Here is a 17,276-nt window from a genome sequence, read left to right as displayed (position 1 = left end):
AGTAGACTAGTCGTCTAGTAAGCTGTCAAAAAAAAGCATTTCAAATGAAATGCCTTGTAACTGCCCCGCTCAAACAGGGGGTAAATGCAAAATCTGCTTTGTCGTCCGCAGCGCGGACTCGAACGGGGTGGTGTCCCGGACGATCTTCACCATCACGCTGGCGCCCAGCCACAGTTGATACAGGCTGCTCGCCGTATCCTGGACGTCGCCGTCGATGGACAGCGATCCCTCGGCCACGCCGGCCTCGATCGCGCCGGCCAGCCTGCCGACGATGCCTGCGGTGCCGCGTTTCATCGACAAGCGCATCGCCTCCGACAAGTCCGCCACTTCCGCGCCCAGCTTCACGGCCAGGCACTTGCCCTGGCAATCGAAAAACGACTGCGAGTTCTGCCACGCCTGCCAGTAATTCATCAGGCGCTGCGCCATCGTCAAACCGGACTGGCCGAGCGTCGCGTCCATGTCGGCCAGATAGTCTTCGAAGTACGCTTCGAGCATCGCCTCGCCGAACGCGTCCTTCGAACCGAAGTAATGATAGAAGGAACCCTTGGGCACGCCGGCCGTGGCCAGGATCTCGTTCAGGCCGACGGCCGAAAAGCCCTTGCCCGCCATGATGCGCTGGCCGGTGGCCAGGATGTTCCCGCGAACATCGACGTTTTCGGAGGTAGTTGTTGTGCCCATGGACGCCACTATAGCACAACTAGACCAGTCGTCTACAGTTTTTTTGAGCGGTAACGTACGTGGCGATGAGACGAACCATGATCCAATCGGCGGACACTCAAACAGGGAGGCGATATGGCGAACGATTTGAAGGCGGGCGACAAGGTGCAGTGGAACTCGCCGCAGGGCGTGGTGCATGGCAAGGTCAAGAAGAAGCTGACCTCTCCCACCCACATCAAGGGGCACGAGGTGGTGGCGTCGAAGGAACATCCCGAGTATCTGGTCGTGAGCGACAAGACCGGCGCCGAAGCCGCGCACAAGGCGGACGCGCTGAAAAAAGTATGATTTGCTTTCCTCGCCGGCTCAGCATGGTGCCATAATCTGGCACCATGGCGCTCTACACTGGATCTCTTTACACCAAACAAGAGATTCCACCATGAGCACGATGAAACGACTTCAATATCACCAGTACGGCGGCCCGGAGCTGATGCGGCTTGAACACTTCGACCTTGGTACGCCGGGCAAGGGCGAAGTGGGGATTCGGGTCCAGTTCGCCGCAATCAACCCGATCGACTGGAAACTGCGCCAGGGCGTGATGAAGATGATGACAGGACAAAAATTCCCGCGCGCCATGGGCTTCGACTTTTCGGGCACGGTCATCGCCGTGGGTCCGGACGTGACGCGTCTGCAGCCCGGCGACGCCGTCTTCGGCCTGGCCCGCTTCAAGGAGAGCGGCGCGCTGGGCCAGGCGCTGATCACCAAGGAACTATTCGTGGCCAAGAAGCCCGAGGGCGTCTCCTTCGAGGACGCCGCCTGCCTCGGCACGCCGGGCATGACGGCCTGGAGCAGCGTGATGGACAAGGCCAAGCTGGCCGCCGGCCAGCGCGTGTTCATCAACGGTTGCGCCGGCGCCGTGGGCGAAGCGGCCGTGCAGGTGGCGCGCATGCACGGCGCGACGGTGGCCGGCAGTTGCGGCGCGGCGGACATCGAGCGCATGCGCGCGCTCGGCGTGCAAACCGTGTACGACTACCGCACCATCGACCTGTCGGCGATCAGGGGGCGCTACGATGTCGTCATCGACACCGCCGAGAAATTGACCGTCGAGCAAGCCATGGGCCTGCTGAACAAAACCGGTGTCTTCCTGGACCTGCATCCGACGCCGGGAAAATTTATCCGCGCGCTGTTCAACCGCCGGCTCAAGCCGGTCGTCGGCGCGCCAAGGTTCGAGACGCTCGACAAGCTGGCGCGCGCCGCCAGCGAGGGCAAGCTCCGCCTGCCGATCGGCCGCGTTGTGCCGCTGGACGCGGCGGCCGGGTTGATCGCCGAGCTGGAGGCAGGTTTGAAGGCCGGCGGCAAATGCCTCGTTAAAATGGAGTAACCGTGTCCCGCAGCGAAAGACTATTCGACCTCATGCAGGTTTTACGCCGCCATCGCGGCACGGTGGCCGGCGCCGTGCTGGCGCGCGAGGTCGGCATATCGATCCGCACCTTGCGGCGCGACATCGTGACCTTGCAAAGCATGGGCGCCGATATCGACGGCGAACCCGGCGTCGGCTACATCCTGCGGCCGGGATTTTTGCTGCCGCCGCTGTCGTTCACGGCCGAAGAGATCCAAGCCCTGGTGGCCGGCGCCCAGTGGGTCAGCCGCCAGACCGACGACGGCCTGGCGCACGCGGTGCAAAACGCGCTGGCCAAGATCGACGCGGTGCTGCCGCCGGACATGCGGCGCGCCCTGAACGACAACACACTGTATATCAGCCGCCAGCCGGACAATCCCGCAGGCCTCGACCTGGCCCGCGTGCGCGCGGCGATCCGCGAGCAGCGCAAAATGCGCGTGCTCTACACCGACGATGACGGCAACGCATCGGAGCGCGTCATCTGGCCCATCATCCTCGGTTTCATCGACGCGCAACGCTTCATCGCCGCATGGTGCGAGGCGCTGGGCGACTTCCACATGTTCCACGCCGCGCGCGTGGTGAAGGCGCAATTCCTGGACGAGCCCTACGAGGCCAGCCGCCGGCAGCTGGTCAAGGAATGGCACACGCGGGCCAAACTGCATTGCAACCGGTCCGATTGCGCCTGATGGCGCCGGCCGCCACGCCTACAGCGCGCCGCCCTGGTCGCGCAGCGCGCGCACGTCGCGCATGGGCGACAGCCCGAACACGCGGCTGTATTCCCGATTGAACTGGCTGGCGCTCTCGTAGCCCACCTCGAAGGCGGCGCTGGCGGCGTCCAGGCCGTCGATCAGCATGCGGCGACGCGCTTCCTGCAAGCGCAGCTGCTTTTGATATTGCAGCGGGCTCATCGACGTCAGCCGGCGGAAATGGTAGTGCAAGGTCGACACCCCCATGCCGGCCAACGCCGCCAGGTTTTCCACCCGCAAGGCCATGGTGAAGTTGGCGCGGACCCAGGCCACCGCCTTGGCGGTCCGGTGGCTGTGGTCGCCGCTGGTGGCGATCGCGCGCAGCCGGCTACCCGCCTCGCTTTGCAGCACCCGGTAAATGATTTCCCGCTGGAGCAGTTCACCCAGGAAAGCCGCGTCGCGCGGCGCATACAGCGCGTCGACCAGCCGGCCAAAAGCGCCGATGAGGTCGGCGGTCGCCTCGCCTGTTTCCATGCCGAAGGAATCGCTCCCCGTGCGTGCAGCGGCGGGCTCGGTGCCGGCGATCACCTCTGCCACCAACCGCATGTCCAGCGCCAGCCGCAGGCACATGTACGGCACCGCCTCGCTGGCCTCGATCACCTGGCTGGTGACCGGCAGTTCGATCGAGGTCAGCAAAAAACGCGAGCGGTCGTAGACGAAGGTGTTGGTCCCCAGATGCACCTGCTTGCGGCCCTGCACCACCAGCGCGACGCTGGGCGTGTAGGTGATCGGCAGCGGCTGCGTGGCGGCCGTATGGCGATACAGGGTCAGCGGCGAAATGACGGTGGGGTTTTCCATCGACGACGCGAACGGCGCGCACTTGCGCGCCAGCTCGTCGCACAGCGCGTCGAGCGATTTTTCCACTGATGAGTCAGATGACAAAGTGAGCCTCCCTGTTTTCGTTTCGATGATACCGAGTGCGGCTGGCAACTGGCTAGCGGAACCTGCGCAAGCAGAGTATCAGGCAATCAATCTAGAGGAACGGGATACCGTCGAGCCCGGCAAGCCATCACACTGATCCCGACGCTCAAGGCCACCCTGGCAAACCGCACGCTGCACTCGATCCCCGCCGATGGCGGAAAGGCCACCTCATGAAATTCGATAAACCCGCCGCCACCAACCCGATCGACCAGTTGCGCGTGGTCGGCAAGCCGGTCGACCGCGTCGAAGGCCTGCTCAAGGTCACCGGCACCGCCACCTACGCCTACGAGCAGCACGCGGCGGCGCCCGGCGCGGCCTACGGCTACGTGCTGGGCGCGGCGATCGCCAAGGGCCGCATCGACGGCATCGACACCGCCCGCGCCAAGGCCGCGCCGGGCGTGCTGGCGGTGGTCACCGCCGACAATGCCGGCAAGCTCGACAGGGGTGAATTCTATGCCGACCGCGCGCTGGCCGGTCCCGCCGTCGACCACTACCACCAGGCGGTCGCGCTGGTGGTAGCCGAGACCTTCGAGCAGGCGCGCGCGGCGGCCGGCTTGATCGATGTGCGCTACACGCGCAGTCCCGGCGCCTTCGACCTGGAGGCCGCGAAGGACGGCGCGCAGCCGCCGAAGCCGGGCAAGTTCATGCCACCGGCGCAAACCGGCATCGGCGATTTCGCCGGCGCCTACGCCGGCGCGGCGGTCAAGCTCGACGCCACCTACACCACGCCCGACCAGGCCCACGCGATGATGGAGCCGCACGCCACCATCGCCGCTTGGGACGGCGACCAGCTGACGTTGTGGACCGCAATCCAGCAGGTCAACTGGGGCAGGCGCGACCTGGCCAAGACGCTCGGCATCGCCGTCGAAAATGTGCGTTTGGTGTCGCCGTACATCGGCGGCGGCTTCGGCGGCAAGGGCACGGTCTTGTGCGACGCCGTGCTGGCGTCGCTGGGCGCGCGCGCCGCCAAACGCCCAGTCAAGGTGGCGCTGCAGCGTCCCCTCATGTTCAACAACGTCACCCACCGGCCGGCGACGATACAGCGCATCCGCATCGGCGCCACGGCGGCGGGCGACATCGTCGCCATCGGCCACGAAAGCTGGTCGGGCAATATCGCCGGCGGACGTCCGGAGGCCGCCACCGCCCCCACCCGATTGCTGTACGCGGGCGCCAACCGCATGACGCAACTGAAACTGGCGCAGCTGGACCTTGCCGAAGGCAGCGCGATGCGCGCGCCGGGCGAGGCGCCGGGCATGATGGCGCTGGAAATCGCCATGGATGAAATGGCGGAAAAGCTCAAGATCGACCCGGTCGAATTCAGGGTCCGCAACGATACGCAGGTCGACCCGGAAGACCCGAAGCGGCCATTTTCGCAGCGCCAGCTGATCGCCTGCCTGACCACCGGCGCGGAGCGTTTCGGCTGGAGCCGGCGTCCCGAGCATCCGGCCAGCCGGCGCGACGGCCGCTGGCTGATCGGCTACGGCGTGGCCGCCGCCATCCGGGGCGCGCCGGTCATGGCCTCGGGCGCACGCGTGCGCCTGGACAAGCGCGGCGTAGTGACGGTGGAAACCGACATGACCGACATCGGCACCGGCAGCTACACCATCATCGCGCAGACCGCCGCCGAGATGATGGGCGTGGCGCTGGACCAGGTGGTGGTGCGCCTGGGCGACTCGCGCTTTCCGGAGTCGGCCGGTTCCGGCGGCCAGTGGGGCGCGGCCTCGTCGACGGCCGGCGTCTACGCAGCCTGCGTCCAGCTGCGGGAGGCGGTGGCCAGACAGTTCGGCTTCAACGTCGCCGACGCCACCTTCGCGCAAGGCCAGGTCACATGGGGCGGGCGCAGCGTGGCCCTGCAGTCGGCCGCGCGCGAGCGCGAGCTGGTGGGAGAGGACAAGATGGAGTACGGCGACCTCGCCAAACGCTTCGCCCAGCAAACCTTCGGCGCGCACTTCACCGAGGTGGCGGTGGACGCGTACACCGGCGAGATCCGCATCCGGCGCATGCTGGCCGTATGCGCGGCGGGACGCATCATCAACCCGAAGACGGCGCGCAGCCAGATCATCGGCGGCATGACGATGGGCGCCGGCGCCGCGCTGATGGAGGACATGGTGGTCGACAAGCGCGTCGGCTACTTCGTCAACCATGACCTGGCCGGCTACGAGGTGCCGGTGCATGCCGACATCCCGCACCTGGACGCCATCTTCCTCGACGAAGCCGACGCCACCGCCGGGCCATTGAAGGCCAAGGGCGTGGGCGAACTGGGAATCAGCGGCGTGGCGGCGGCCATCGCCAACGCCGTGTACAACGCCACCGGGATACGGGTGCGAGAATATCCGATCACGCTGGACAAGTTGATCGGCGAGTTACCGAAGGTGGCTTAAAAGAAGGCTTAAAACGCGGGCTACACGCCCTCGCCGGCCCGGCCGCGCATCTCCATGATGTCGCGCTTGGGCGATAGCCCGTAAAGGCGGCTGTACTCGCGGCTGAATTGCGACGGGCTTTCGTAGCCCACCTTGTAGGCAGCGCTGGCCGCGTCCAGGTGCTCGTTGAGCATCAGGCGCTTGGCCTCGTTCAACCTGAGCCACTTCTGGTACTGCAAGGGACTCATCGCGGTCAGCTGCCGAAAATGCTGGTGGAACGTCGTCGCGCTCATCTGCACCCGCGCGGCCAGTTCCTCGACCCGCAGCGACTGCGTGAAATTCGATTTCAGCCAGTCGATCGCCTTGGTGATGCGGTGCCCCTGGCTGTCCACCGCCGTGATGCGCCGCAGGCGCGCGGCCTGGTCGCCACGCAGCAGGCGGTAGTAAATCTCGCGCTGTATCAACGGCGCGATGACGGGAATGGCCTGCGGATCGTCCAGCAGCGCCAGCAGCCGTTCGAGCGGCGCCAGGATATCGGTCGTCACCGCGCCGATGCCGACACCGCCGCCGGCGCTCGCCACATCCGGGGCCGGCAAGCCGCCCTGGGCGATCAGTTCCGCCAGCGCGCGCATATCGAGCTTCAACATCAGCCCCACGCAAGGCTGCTCCGCGCTGGCCGTCAGCACCTCCGATCCGCCGGGCAAATCGAGCGACGTCACCAGCAGCCGCGAACTGTCATATAAATATCCTTCGCCGCCGACCCACAATCGCTTGGCCCCCTGCGCGACGAACACGATGCACGGCTCGATCATGCAGACCGTCGGCGGCGCGACCTCGTCACGCCGGAAAAACCGCAGGTGCGGAATCGCCGTCTCGAAGTCTCCGGTGCCGCTTAGCCGGCTTTTAATCATGCGGGCCACCGCCTGTTGATGCGCGCCGCGCGGCGCCGCCATGTCGTCTGTCGATCTCATTCCGCTCACTTCCTCCTGGTGTGGATTCTAGCTTCCGGGCCGGCCATTGCCTATCAAAACACCGGGTCAACGCTGGATCGGGCAAGAATTCCGGCGGAACGGGCTACCGATTGAACGCCCGGACACGGAAAATGTCCATCTGTTCAAACGCACCAAGGAGTCATACCATGCAAGTACAAGCCTACGGCGCCCACGCCGCCGACAAGCCGCTCGAATCGCTGGCCATCACCCGCCGCGCGCCGGGCGCGCACGACGTCCTGATCGACATCGCCTTTTGCGGCATCTGCCACTCGGACCTGCACCAGGTGCGCTCCGAATGGGCCGGCACCCAGTACCCGTGCGTGCCGGGCCACGAGATCGTCGGCCGGGTGTCGGCGGTCGGCGCCCACGTCACCGGCCACCAGGTCGGCGACCTGGTCGGCGTCGGCTGCCTGGTCGACAGCTGCCAGCATTGCGCCGAGTGCGACGACGGCCTGGAAAACTATTGCGACGGCATGGTCGGCACCTACAACGGTCCGACGCCGGACGCGCCGGGTTGGACCCTGGGCGGCTACTCGGAAAAGATCGTCGTGCACGAGCGCTACGTGCTGAAGGTGCGCCATCCGGAGGAACAACTGGCCGCCGTCGCGCCGCTGCTGTGCGCCGGCATCACCACTTACTCGCCGCTGCGCCACTGGAACGCCGGCCCCGGCAAAAAAGTCGGCGTGGTCGGCATCGGGGGGCTTGGCCACATGGGCATCAAGCTGGCCCACGCGATGGGCGCCCACGTGGTGGCCTTCACCACCTCCGACGCCAAACGCGAGGCGGCGATCCAGCTGGGCGCCGACGAAGTGGTGGTGTCGAAAAACGCGGATGAAATGGCGGCCCACGCCAAAAGTTTCGACTTCATCCTCAACACGGTGGCGGCGCCGCACGACCTCGACGCCCTGCTGGTGCTGCTCAAGCGCGACGGCACCATGGCCCTGGTGGGCGCGCCGGCGACGCCGCATCCGTCGCCCAACGTCTTCAACCTGATCATGAAACGGCGCTCGATCGCCGGCTCGATGATCGGCGGCATCCCGGAAACCCAGGAGATGCTGGACTTCTGCGCCGAGCACGGCATCGTCGCCGATATCGAACTGGTGCGGGCCGACCAGATCAACGACGCCTACGAGCGCATGCTTCAGGGCGACGTGCGCTACCGCTTCGTGATCGATACCGCCACCCTGGCGGCCTGATCCATGAATCCCTCCCGGAAGGGAGGTTGTCCCGCCAATCTTTCAATCTTTTAAGCAATCTCATGCGAACCGGAATATGATGGCGTGGCCATTCCCCAACCGATCAGGAGTCCCCCGCATGAGCAACGATAATCACGCCGCCAAATGTCCATTCAGCCAGGCCACCGGCGCCGGCACCGCCAACGCCGACTGGTGGCCCGACCAGCTGCGGCTGGACCTGCTGCTGCAGCACTCGGCCAAGTCCGACCCGATGGGAGCGAATTTCGACTACGCCAAGGAATTCAACAGCCTCGACCTGGCCGCCGTCAAGCAGGACCTGGCCGCGCTGATGACCGACTCGCAGGACTGGTGGCCGGCCGATTTCGGCCACTACGGCGGCCTGTTCATCCGCATGGCCTGGCACAGCGCCGGCACCTACCGCACCGGCGACGGTCGCGGCGGCGCGCGCCGGGGCCAGCAACGTTTCGCGCCGCTCAACAGCTGGCCCGACAACGTCAGCCTGGACAAGGCGCGCCGCCTGATCTGGCCGATTAAACAAAAATACGGCCGCAAGATCTCGTGGGCCGACCTGATGATTTTGACCGGCAACGTCGCGCTCGAAACGATGGGCTTCAAGACGCTCGGTTTCGGCGGCGGCCGGGTCGACACGTGGGAACCGGACCAGGACGTCTACTGGGGCCGCGAGACCACCTGGCTGGCCGGCGACGTGCGCTACGCCCACGGCAGCGACGGCGTGGCCAAGGCCGGCGGCGTGCTGGTGACCGACGACGACGCCGATGGCGAAGTCCACAGCCGCAACTTGGAGAACCCGCTCGGCGCGGTGCAGATGGGCCTGATCTACGTGAATCCCGAAGGCCCGGACGGCAATCCCGATCCGGTGCTGGCGGCGCGCGACATCCGCGAAACCTTCGCCCGCATGGCCATGAACGACGAGGAAACCGTGGCCCTGATTGCCGGCGGCCACAGCTTCGGCAAAACGCACGGCGCGGCCCCGGCCGACAACGTCGGCGCAGAACCGGAAGGCGCGGACATCGCCGCCCAGGGCTTCGGCTGGCACAACAAGTTCGGCACCGGCAACGCCGGCGACACAATCACCAGCGGCCTGGAAGTGACCTGGACCAAGACGCCGGCCCAGTGGAGCAACGACTTCTTCGAGCACCTGTTCGGTTTTGAATGGGAGCTGACCAAGAGCCCGGCCGGCGCGCACCAGTGGGTCGCCAAGGGCACCGAGGCGACCATCCCGCACGCGCACGATCCGTCGAAGAAACTGCTGCCGACGATGCTGACGACCGACCTGTCGCTGCGCTTCGATCCCGCCTACGAAAAAATCTCGCGCCGCTTCCTGGCCAACCCGGCCGAATTCGCCGACGCCTTCGCGCGCGCCTGGTTCAAGCTGACCCACCGCGACATGGGACCGAAGGCGCGCTACCTGGGACCGGAAGTGCCGGCCGAAGACTTCATCTGGCAGGATCCGGTGCCGGCGGTCGACCATCCGCTGGTCGACGCGCAGGACATCGCCGCGCTCAAGGCGCAGGTCCTGGCCTCGGGCCTGACCGTGCCGGAGCTGGTGTCGACGGCCTGGGCGTCCGCCTCGACCTATCGCGGCTCGGACCTGCGCGGCGGCTCGAACGGCGCGCGCGTGCGCCTGGCGCCGCAGAAGGACTGGCCGGTCAACCAACCGCAACAACTGGCCAAGGTGCTGGCCAGGCTGGAGGGCATTCAAAGCGCGTTCAACGCCGGCGGCAAGCGCGTGTCGCTGGCCGATCTGATCGTGCTGGCCGGCGCGGCCGGCATCGAGCAGGCGGCCAAACAGGCCGGCGCCGCCGTGGTGGTGCCGTTCACGCCGGGCCGCACCGACGCCACGCAGGAGCAGACCGACGCCGAGTCGTTCGAAGCGATGGAGCCGTTCGCCGACGGCTTCCGCAACTTCCAGAAGGAGCGCTATGCGGTGCCGGCCGAGGTGATGCTGGTCGACCGCGCGCAGTTGCTGACCTTGACCGTGCCGGAACTGACCGCCCTGGTCGGCGGCCTGCGCGTGCTGGGCGCGAACGTGGACTCCTCCAAGCAGGGCGAGTTCACCACGCGCATCGGCACCTTGAGCAACGACTTCTTCGTCAATCTGCTCGACATGGCCACGGTGTGGGCGCCGACCTCGCGCGCGGCGGATGCCTTCGAGGGCCGCGACCGTAAAACCGGCGCCGTCAAGTGGAGCGCCAGCCGCGCCGACCTGGTGTTCGGGTCGAACGCGCAACTGCGCGCCGTCGCCGAAGTCTATGGCAGCGCCGACGGCCAGCAGCAGTTCATCGGCGATTTCGTGGCCGCCTGGACCAAGGTGATGAACCTGGGCACCGGCCTGGCCTGACCCCGCCGGAACCGGAGCGGCCGCGATACCTAAAACGCATCACGAAAATGGTATTGGCGGCCCCTCCGGTGCTTGCCTACACTGCCCGGGGTAACCAACCGAGGGAGTGTATTCATGAGTAATGAACGTTATGAGCGGGGCTTGGCCAAGCTCAAGGAGATCGATGGCCTGGCCGGTGTGAAAGTCATCGACAGCCTCAAGGACATCGCCCCCGATTTCGCCCGCCTGCTGATCGAGTTTCCGTTCGGCGACATCTATTCGCGACCGGGCCTGGACCTGAAGGTGCGCGAGCTGGCCGTGGTGGCCGGCCTGACCGCCCTGGGCAACGCGGCGCCGCAGCTGAAGGTGCATATCCACGGCGCCCGCAACGTCGGCTGCACGCAGGACGAGATCGTCGAAATCATCATGCAGATGGCCGTCTACGCCGGCTTTCCCGCCGCGCTCAACGGCCTGTTCGCGGCCAAGGAAGTCTTCGCCCAGGAGGCCGCGTCATGTGGCCAGGAATGATGTTTCTTACATTACAATTGCCAATCCAAACTTTCCCTTTCCCATATGGCGCTGCGATTCAAATTGAGACAGCTGGAGATGTTCCTCGCGCTGGCAGAGACGTTGAATTTCAGGGAAGCGGCCGTGCGCCTGCACATGACGCAGCCGCCGTTGAGCCGCCAGATCCAGGAATTGGAGACCGCGCTGGGGGTGCAATTGCTGCACCGCTCCAATCACGGCGTGACCTTGACGCAAGCCGGGGAAACGCTGGTGAAAGAGGCGTCGGAACTGCTGCGCGCCTGCGAGAAAATGGCGCAGCGCTTCCACGCGGAGGTGGACAAGCCGGAGGGCCGTTTGGATATCGGCCTGACAACGGTGGTCGATACGGAAAGGTTCACCCAGATCCTGCCGCTGTTGCAGTCGGACATACCGAATCTGGAGATCGACTTCAAGCGGCAAACCTCGATTAAATCGGTGCGGGATATACACCATAATCGGCTCGACGCCGCCGTCATTGGAATGCCGTCGAAAATCAGCGATTTGACCGTTCAGCACCTTTACCGCGATCGCTTTTGCGTGGCGCTGGCCAAAGGACACCGCCTGGCCAATAAAAAGGCGGTATCGCTGGCGGACTTGAATGAAGAGGTTTTATTCTGGTTCAGGCGCGAACTGAATGCCGGCTTTTACGACTATTGCGAAGAATTATTTAAAAAAATCCAATTCTCGCCGCAGCGCATTCCGGAGCCGGCCGATCATCATGTCCTGTTGAGTATGGTCGCCAATCATGGCGGTATCGGCCTGATCCCGCAATCGCTGCAAAAGATCCGTCATCGCGGCGTGGTGTTTCGGGAGTTGAAGGAAAACGACCTGCTGTACATCGATATCGGCATCGCTTACAAAGCGGCGTCCGCCAATCCGATGCTGCTGTTACTGATACGGAAACTGGTGGGATATTTCCAGAGCGAGGCCGCCACCGCCCCGGCCATCGCGTGACGCCGGCGGCTTGACGGGCGGTGTCGCTAGGACCGCGCCGCCGACAAGCTGCGCGCCCAGCCCTCGCGTTCGAACGCCGCCACCACGAAATCGACAAACGCCCGCGTCTTGGCCGGCAATTGCGTGCGGCTGGGGTAATACAGCGAGATCATGCCGGCATCGACGTACCACTCCGGCAGCAGCCGCACCAGCGTGCCTTGCCGCAGCGCCTCCAGCACGTCCGACATCGCCAGCACCGCCACGCCGACACCCATGACCGCCGCCGCGCACACGGCCTGCGGATCGCTCAGCACCGCCAGCGGGCGCAATTCCAGCCCGGCCTCCTCCCCGGCGCCGTTACGCATGGTCCAGTCGCGCAAGCGGCCGCTTTGCAGGAAGCGCATGCCGATGGCGTCGGCGTCAGCCAGCTCGCCCGGGTGGGACGGGACGGCGCGCCCGGCCAGCCACGACGGCGCGGCCACCGCCACCAGATGCGCCGGCGCCAGCGCGCGCGCCACCACGCCGGGATTGAGGTGGAAGCCGCCGCCGATGGCGGCATCGTAGCCTTCGCCGATCAGGTCGACCTGGCGGTTCTCCAGATGCCATTCCGGCCGTATGCCGGGATAGCGCGCCAGAAACGCCGGCAGCTGCGGCAGCACGTAACCGATGCCGAAGTTGGGGGCCAGGCTCACCTTCAGAATGCCGGTTGGCGCCTGCTGTTCGGTCGAGACGTCGGCCAGCGCCGCTTGCAGGCCGTCGAGGTTGGCGCCGATGCCGGTCAGCAGGCGCTCGCCGGCCTCGGTCAGGTGCAGCCGCCGCGTCGAGCGCTGGAACAGGCGCGCGCCCAGATTCTTTTCCAGCATGGCGACATTGCGGCTGACCGCCGCCGGCGTCAGGCCGAGCCGCCGCGCCGCTTCCGAAAAGCTGGCCGCTTCGGCCGCCCGCACAAAACATTCGAGATTGCTGAGAGTTTCCATGCTTTCATCTTATACCAATACTTGAAGATATTTAAAGTCATTCAGCACTAATCAAGGGGAAATAAAAAGCGGATAGTAGACCCATCGACAAACCACTTCAAGGAAGAACACCATGAACACCAACACCGTCTCCCACCTGCCGCTGCAAGGCAAAGTCGCCATCGTCACCGGCGGTTCGCGCGGCATCGGCGCGGCCATCGTCAAGCGCCTGGCCCGCGACGGCGCCAAGGTCGCCTTCAGCTATGCCGCTTCGCCGGACCGCGCCAACCAGGTGGTGGGCGAAGTCGAGGCGCTGGGCGGCCAGGCGCTGGCCATCCGCGCCGACCAGGCCAAGGCTGGCGAGGTGTCCGCGATGGTCAAACAGGCGCACGCCCACTTCGGCCGCCTCGACATCCTGGTCAATTCGGCCGGCGTGTTCGTCACCGGCAAGGTGGACGATCCGGAGGCCGACCTGGCCGGCTTCGAGCGCCAGATCGACGTCAACGTCAAGGGCGTGGCCGCGGCCGTGCGCGCCGCCGCGCCGTTGATGGCCGACGGCGGCCGCGTGGTCTCGATCGGCACCACCGGCGCCGACCGCATCGCCTTCCCAGGCGTGGCGGACTATGTCGCCTCGAAGGCGGCGGTGGCGGCCTACACCCGGGGCTGGGCACGCGACCTCGGTGCGCGCCAGATCACCGTCAACGTGATCCAGCCCGGCGCCATCGACACCGAAATGAATCCGGATAGCGGCGCCTTCGCGGAGACGCTGAAAACCATGGCCGCGCTGGGCCGCTACGGCCGGCCGGAAGAAATCGCCGCCGCCGTCGCCTTCCTGGCCGGCCCGGACGCCAGCTACATCACCGGCGCGACCCTGAACGTCGACGGCGGCCAGATCGCCTAAGGAGAAGAACATGAACACCAACCAAACCAACGGCCCGGTGCAGATCGCCGAAACCTTCTTTGCGCACTGGAGCGCCAACCGCATCGACGAGGCGCTGGCGATGTTGTCCGAGGACGTCCTGTACGACAATGTGCCCTTCCCCGACATCGTCGGCCGCGCCGGTGTCGAAGCCTTCCATCGCGGGTTCGGCATCGGCACCGACTTCCTGGTCGACTGGCAGGTGACGCATATCGCGGCGACCGACAATGTCGTCCTCAACGAGCGGATCGACATCTTCCGCCACAAGAACGGCGGCACCATCACCTTGCCGGTCATGGGCACGGTGACGGTCGAAAACGGCGAGATCACCGTCTGGCGCGACTACTTCGATCCGGCCGATTTCGACCGCCAGCTCAAACACGCCACGCAGAGTAAGACCTGACTTAAAGGCACGTAGGGCGGATTAGCGCAACGTAATCCGCCATGCTTCCCCAGCGGCTCATAGATGGCGGATTACGCCTTCGGCTAATCCGCCCTACGTGCCTCATGGGTCTATAGCGGTGGCAGGCACGCGAGAAACGGGGCGGCGCTAATCGGCCAGCTCGATTCTTACTTTGAGGTCGCCCGCGCGCTTGAACGCGGCCAGGCCGCTATCGATGCGTCCCAGCGGGATCAGTCCCGGCGAGTAGGGGAAATCCTTGTAGTAGAAGGCCAGGTTGCCCCAAGGCGCGTAGTAGGCGATGGTTCCCACCGTCGGCGTGACGCCGGCCGGCGCGCCCGCAGTCGATAATTTCCAATCCAGATAGACGATTTTCTCGGTGCTGGCGTAGTCGCCGAGCGTCAGCGTCAGCGGCAACCTGGTGATGAAGTCGCGTGTGGTCGGGTTGTCCACCAGGGTCGCGGCGACGACCTGCCCGTCCACGGTCATCCTGATTTTTTGGGCATGCGCGGAGCGGCCCGCCATAAGAGCCATAGTCATGGTTATCGAAGAAAAGAATAGGGTGTGCGATCGCATCAGGCATTCCCGCGTGGTTTCAGACGTCCCCCATCGCCGACAACGATCGACGAAGCCGCGAGCATCGCGGCGCCGCCGATCAGGGTGGCCATGATCGACAGGTGGTCCAGCAGCACGCCGCCAAGCGCGGCGCCGAGCATGATCGCCAGCTGGATCGCCGCGACCAGCAGGCCGCCGCCGCTCTCCGGTTCGTCAGCGATGCCCTTGCTCAGCCAGGTCGACCACGCCACCGGAATGGCCGCGTTCAGCGCGCCCCAGGCGATCAGCGCGATCGCCACCGCCCACAACACATGGCCGACGGCCAGCAGCGCCAGCGTGACGGCGCCCAGCGCCAGCGGCAACCAGCGCAGCAAGCCATACAGGTGGCTGCCCAGCATCACCGTCGCGGCGTAGGTGCCGAAAAAACCGGCCGCGCCCAGGCCCAGCAACAGCATCGACAGCTGCGGCACGGTCACGCCCGTGTAGGCCTCCAGGAAGGGCCGCAGGTAGGTGAACGTGGCGAAGGCGCCGGCGAACGACAGCATCACCCCGGCCATGCCGAACGCCACATTCGGGCTCTTCAGCAGGCCGAGGACCCTGCCGACCGGATTGGCGTCCTGCGGCGGCATGGACGGCAAGCTGATCCACTGCCACACCAGGTTGGCGACGACGAACGGCGTCAACGCCCAGAACGTGCCGCGCCAGCCGATGATGGCGCCAAAATAGCTGCCGATGGGCGCGGCGAACGCCGCCGCGACGGCGTTACCCGTGTACATCAAGCCGAGTGCCTTGGGAATTGACTCGGCTGGAACCAGGCGCATCACCGTGGCCGTGGCCAGCGCCCAGAATCCGCCCACGGTGATGCCCAACAGGGAGCGCGCCACCATCAGCACGGCAAAGTTCGGCGCGCAGGCGATCAGCACCAGCGAGGCGAGCATCACGCCGGTCAGCGCCATGAGCACGTGGCGGCGGTCGAAGTGGCTGGCGATCGAAGGAATAAGCAGGCTGGTCACCACCGCGAACAGGCCGGAGATCGAAATCGCCTGGCCGGCCATGCCTTGCGTGGCGCCCAGGTCGCTGGCGATGGGCGTCAGCAGGCTGACGGGCATGAACTCGGAGGCGATCAGCAGCGCCACGCACATGGCCATGGCGCCGACCGCGCTCCAGGCGGGCTGGCCGGTGAAAGTCTGCTTCGGTAGGGAGCTGCTGGCGATGTTCATAGTTCTTGTCCTTCCAAACCCAATCGGGCATGGTAGCGGCATTGACGGGCCCGCGCGCGATGCGGTTTTGCTAGGGTTTATGCAGGAAAATCATCAATCGCGCCCATCCAGGCGACGTCGTGCAACTGCTAGAATGCAAGATCACCCCACCCGGAAGCGACCCCATGGCCCGCGAAAACATCAACGACATTCTTGTGTTTCTCGAGGTGGCGCGCGAGCGCAGTTTCACGCGCGCGGCCGCCAAACTGGGCATGTCGCAGTCGGGGCTGAGCCACATAGTGCGCGGGCTGGAGGCGCGCATGGGCGTGCAGCTGCTGGCGCGCACCACCCGCAGCGTCGCCCCGACCGAGGCCGGCGAACGGCTGATGGAGACCGTGGCGCCGCGCTTCGCCGAGATCGAGGCGGAGATCGCCGCCATCAGCGACCTGGGTGGCAGTCCGGCGGGCCTGATCCGCATCACCGCGATTGACCACATCATCGACAGCGTGCTGTGGCCGCGCGTGGCCTACCTGCTGCCGCAATACCCGGACCTGCGCATCGAGATCAACTCCGACTACCGGATGCACGACATCGTGGCAGAGCGATTCGACATCGGCGTGCGCTGGGGCGACCAGGTGGAGCAGGACATGATCGCCGTGCGCCTGACGGCCGACGCGCCGATGGCGATCGTCGGATCGCCGGACTACTTCAAGCGCCGCGCGATACCCACCTCGCCGCAGGAGCTGTTACAGCACAACTGCGTCACCTTGCGGCTGTCGTCCAACGGCGGCGTGTACGCCTGGGAGCTGTGCGACGGCGACAAACCGATCGAAGTAAAGGTTGGCGGCCAGGCCACCTTCAACAGCGCGTATCAAATGCTCAACGCGGCGGTGAGCGGCGTCGGCCTGGCTTTTGTGACGGCGGAAATCGCCGAGCCATACGTCAGGGACGGACGGCTGCTCAGCGTGATGCAGGAGTGGTGCCGGCCGTTTCCGGGTTTGCACGCCTACTATTTGTCGAGACGCCATCCATCACGCGCCTTCACGCTGGTCATCGACGCGCTGCGCTACCAGGGTTAAGTGAACGACGGATCACGCATTGGCGGATTACGCTGCGCTAATCCGCCCTACGTGGATCCTCCTTTATTTCAGCTACCAGG

17 protein-coding genes are annotated in these 17,276 nt (G+C 65.8%); 11 read left to right on the top strand and 6 right to left on the bottom strand.

Annotation, left to right across the window (positions count from 1 at the left end; genetic code table 11):
* Positions 1-69: 69 nt before the first annotated feature.
* Entirely contained in the window at positions 70-678 is a 609-nt protein-coding gene (locus AC0IYS_RS06850; RefSeq protein WP_471704470.1) for a TetR/AcrR family transcriptional regulator, read from the bottom strand.
* A gap of 114 nt (positions 679-792) precedes the next feature.
* Here AC0IYS_RS06850 and AC0IYS_RS06845 point away from each other — a divergent pair, with 114 nt between their 5' ends.
* The 3 genes from AC0IYS_RS06845 (at position 793) to AC0IYS_RS06835 (ending at position 2,739) form a co-directional block, all read left to right on the top strand.
* Positions 793-1,002, top strand: coding sequence for a hypervirulence associated TUDOR domain-containing protein (locus AC0IYS_RS06845; RefSeq protein WP_471704469.1), 210 nt, complete (start codon positions 793-795; stop codon positions 1,000-1,002).
* 91 nt (positions 1,003-1,093) lie between these two features.
* Complete coding sequence (locus AC0IYS_RS06840; RefSeq protein ID WP_471704468.1) at positions 1,094-2,035, top strand: NAD(P)-dependent alcohol dehydrogenase; 942 nt, start codon at positions 1,094-1,096, stop codon at positions 2,033-2,035.
* Positions 2,036-2,037: 2 nt separating this feature from the next.
* Entirely contained in the window at positions 2,038-2,739 is a 702-nt protein-coding gene (locus AC0IYS_RS06835; protein ID WP_471704467.1) for a helix-turn-helix transcriptional regulator, read from the top strand.
* An 18-nt stretch (positions 2,740-2,757) separates the two neighbouring features.
* On the opposite strand, the gene AC0IYS_RS06830 is transcribed toward AC0IYS_RS06835, so the two are convergent.
* Positions 2,758-3,663, bottom strand: a complete 906-nt coding sequence (locus AC0IYS_RS06830; RefSeq protein ID WP_471704466.1) for an AraC family transcriptional regulator — start codon at positions 3,661-3,663, stop codon at positions 2,758-2,760.
* A gap of 227 nt (positions 3,664-3,890) precedes the next feature.
* On the opposite strand from AC0IYS_RS06830, the gene paoC reads away from it, so the two are divergent.
* The gene (gene paoC, locus AC0IYS_RS06825) at positions 3,891-6,101 is read left to right on the top strand and encodes an aldehyde oxidoreductase molybdenum-binding subunit PaoC (protein WP_471704465.1); all 2,211 of its coding nucleotides are present in this window, start codon (positions 3,891-3,893) and stop codon (positions 6,099-6,101) included.
* A gap of 20 nt (positions 6,102-6,121) precedes the next feature.
* On the opposite strand, the gene AC0IYS_RS06820 is transcribed toward paoC, so the two are convergent.
* Positions 6,122-7,051, bottom strand: coding sequence for an AraC family transcriptional regulator (locus tag AC0IYS_RS06820; protein WP_471704464.1), 930 nt, complete (start codon positions 7,049-7,051; stop codon positions 6,122-6,124).
* Positions 7,052-7,218: 167 nt separating this feature from the next.
* Here AC0IYS_RS06820 and AC0IYS_RS06815 point away from each other — a divergent pair, with 167 nt between their 5' ends.
* From AC0IYS_RS06815 to AC0IYS_RS06800, 4 genes are all read left to right on the top strand, one after another.
* Positions 7,219-8,268 carry an NAD(P)-dependent alcohol dehydrogenase gene (locus tag AC0IYS_RS06815; protein ID WP_471704463.1) on the top strand — a complete coding sequence of 350 codons (1,050 nt, stop codon included), beginning with the start codon at positions 7,219-7,221 and terminating at the stop codon, positions 8,266-8,268.
* A gap of 118 nt (positions 8,269-8,386) precedes the next feature.
* Positions 8,387-10,630 (top strand): catalase/peroxidase HPI, encoded by a 2,244-nt coding sequence (katG, locus tag AC0IYS_RS06810; RefSeq protein WP_471704462.1) that lies wholly within the window; start codon positions 8,387-8,389, stop codon positions 10,628-10,630.
* 114 nt (positions 10,631-10,744) lie between these two features.
* The gene (locus AC0IYS_RS06805) at positions 10,745-11,137 is read left to right on the top strand and encodes a carboxymuconolactone decarboxylase family protein (protein WP_471704461.1); all 393 of its coding nucleotides are present in this window, start codon (positions 10,745-10,747) and stop codon (positions 11,135-11,137) included.
* A 63-nt stretch (positions 11,138-11,200) separates the two neighbouring features.
* Positions 11,201-12,109: a LysR family transcriptional regulator gene (locus tag AC0IYS_RS06800; protein WP_471704460.1), complete on the top strand. Its 909-nt coding sequence runs from the start codon at positions 11,201-11,203 to the stop codon at positions 12,107-12,109.
* Between the two features lie 26 nt (positions 12,110-12,135).
* On the opposite strand, the gene AC0IYS_RS06795 is transcribed toward AC0IYS_RS06800, so the two are convergent.
* Positions 12,136-13,065 (bottom strand): LysR substrate-binding domain-containing protein, encoded by a 930-nt coding sequence (locus AC0IYS_RS06795; RefSeq protein WP_471704459.1) that lies wholly within the window; start codon positions 13,063-13,065, stop codon positions 12,136-12,138.
* A gap of 112 nt (positions 13,066-13,177) precedes the next feature.
* Between AC0IYS_RS06795 and AC0IYS_RS06790 the strand changes: the two genes are divergently transcribed.
* On the top strand, positions 13,178-13,945 hold the full coding sequence (locus AC0IYS_RS06790) for an SDR family NAD(P)-dependent oxidoreductase (RefSeq protein ID WP_471704458.1): 768 nt from the start codon (positions 13,178-13,180) through the stop codon (positions 13,943-13,945).
* Positions 13,946-13,955: 10 nt separating this feature from the next.
* Complete coding sequence (locus AC0IYS_RS06785) at positions 13,956-14,366, top strand: limonene-1,2-epoxide hydrolase family protein (protein ID WP_471704457.1); 411 nt, start codon at positions 13,956-13,958, stop codon at positions 14,364-14,366.
* Positions 14,367-14,513: 147 nt separating this feature from the next.
* Here the strand turns inward: AC0IYS_RS06785 and AC0IYS_RS06780 are convergent, their stop codons facing one another.
* Together AC0IYS_RS06780 and AC0IYS_RS06775 are read right to left on the bottom strand one after the other, a co-directional pair.
* On the bottom strand, positions 14,514-14,903 hold the full coding sequence (locus AC0IYS_RS06780; protein ID WP_471704456.1) for a cyclophilin-like fold protein: 390 nt from the start codon (positions 14,901-14,903) through the stop codon (positions 14,514-14,516).
* 35 nt (positions 14,904-14,938) lie between these two features.
* Positions 14,939-16,138: an MFS transporter gene (locus AC0IYS_RS06775; RefSeq protein WP_471704455.1), complete on the bottom strand. Its 1,200-nt coding sequence runs from the start codon at positions 16,136-16,138 to the stop codon at positions 14,939-14,941.
* A gap of 164 nt (positions 16,139-16,302) precedes the next feature.
* On the opposite strand from AC0IYS_RS06775, the gene AC0IYS_RS06770 reads away from it, so the two are divergent.
* Entirely contained in the window at positions 16,303-17,196 is an 894-nt protein-coding gene (locus AC0IYS_RS06770) for a LysR family transcriptional regulator (protein WP_471704454.1), read from the top strand.
* Positions 17,197-17,276 lie beyond the last annotated feature (80 nt).

Source organism: Duganella sp. AC237 (assembly GCF_979254035.1).
This window is presented reverse-complemented; position numbering and strand designations above follow the sequence as displayed.

Bases quoted from the DNA above. Each gene is read 5' to 3' on its own strand.
- AC0IYS_RS06850 (WP_471704470.1), bottom strand. From the start codon at position 678: ATGGGCACAACAACTACCTCCGAAAACGTCGATGTTCGCGGGAACATC.
- AC0IYS_RS06845 (WP_471704469.1), top strand. From the start codon at position 793: ATGGCGAACGATTTGAAGGCGGGCGACAAGGTGCAGTGGAACTCGCCG.
- AC0IYS_RS06840 (WP_471704468.1), top strand. From the start codon at position 1,094: ATGAGCACGATGAAACGACTTCAATATCACCAGTACGGCGGCCCGGAG.
- paoC (WP_471704465.1), top strand. From the start codon at position 3,891: ATGAAATTCGATAAACCCGCCGCCACCAACCCGATCGACCAGTTGCGC.
- AC0IYS_RS06820 (WP_471704464.1), bottom strand. From the start codon at position 7,051: ATGAGATCGACAGACGACATGGCGGCGCCGCGCGGCGCGCATCAACAG.
- AC0IYS_RS06815 (WP_471704463.1), top strand. From the start codon at position 7,219: ATGCAAGTACAAGCCTACGGCGCCCACGCCGCCGACAAGCCGCTCGAA.
- katG (WP_471704462.1), top strand. From the start codon at position 8,387: ATGAGCAACGATAATCACGCCGCCAAATGTCCATTCAGCCAGGCCACC.
- AC0IYS_RS06805 (WP_471704461.1), top strand. From the start codon at position 10,745: ATGAGTAATGAACGTTATGAGCGGGGCTTGGCCAAGCTCAAGGAGATC.
- AC0IYS_RS06795 (WP_471704459.1), bottom strand. From the start codon at position 13,065: ATGGAAACTCTCAGCAATCTCGAATGTTTTGTGCGGGCGGCCGAAGCG.
- AC0IYS_RS06790 (WP_471704458.1), top strand. From the start codon at position 13,178: ATGAACACCAACACCGTCTCCCACCTGCCGCTGCAAGGCAAAGTCGCC.
- AC0IYS_RS06785 (WP_471704457.1), top strand. From the start codon at position 13,956: ATGAACACCAACCAAACCAACGGCCCGGTGCAGATCGCCGAAACCTTC.
- AC0IYS_RS06780 (WP_471704456.1), bottom strand. From the start codon at position 14,903: ATGACTATGGCTCTTATGGCGGGCCGCTCCGCGCATGCCCAAAAAATC.
- AC0IYS_RS06775 (WP_471704455.1), bottom strand. From the start codon at position 16,138: ATGAACATCGCCAGCAGCTCCCTACCGAAGCAGACTTTCACCGGCCAG.
- AC0IYS_RS06770 (WP_471704454.1), top strand. From the start codon at position 16,303: ATGGCCCGCGAAAACATCAACGACATTCTTGTGTTTCTCGAGGTGGCG.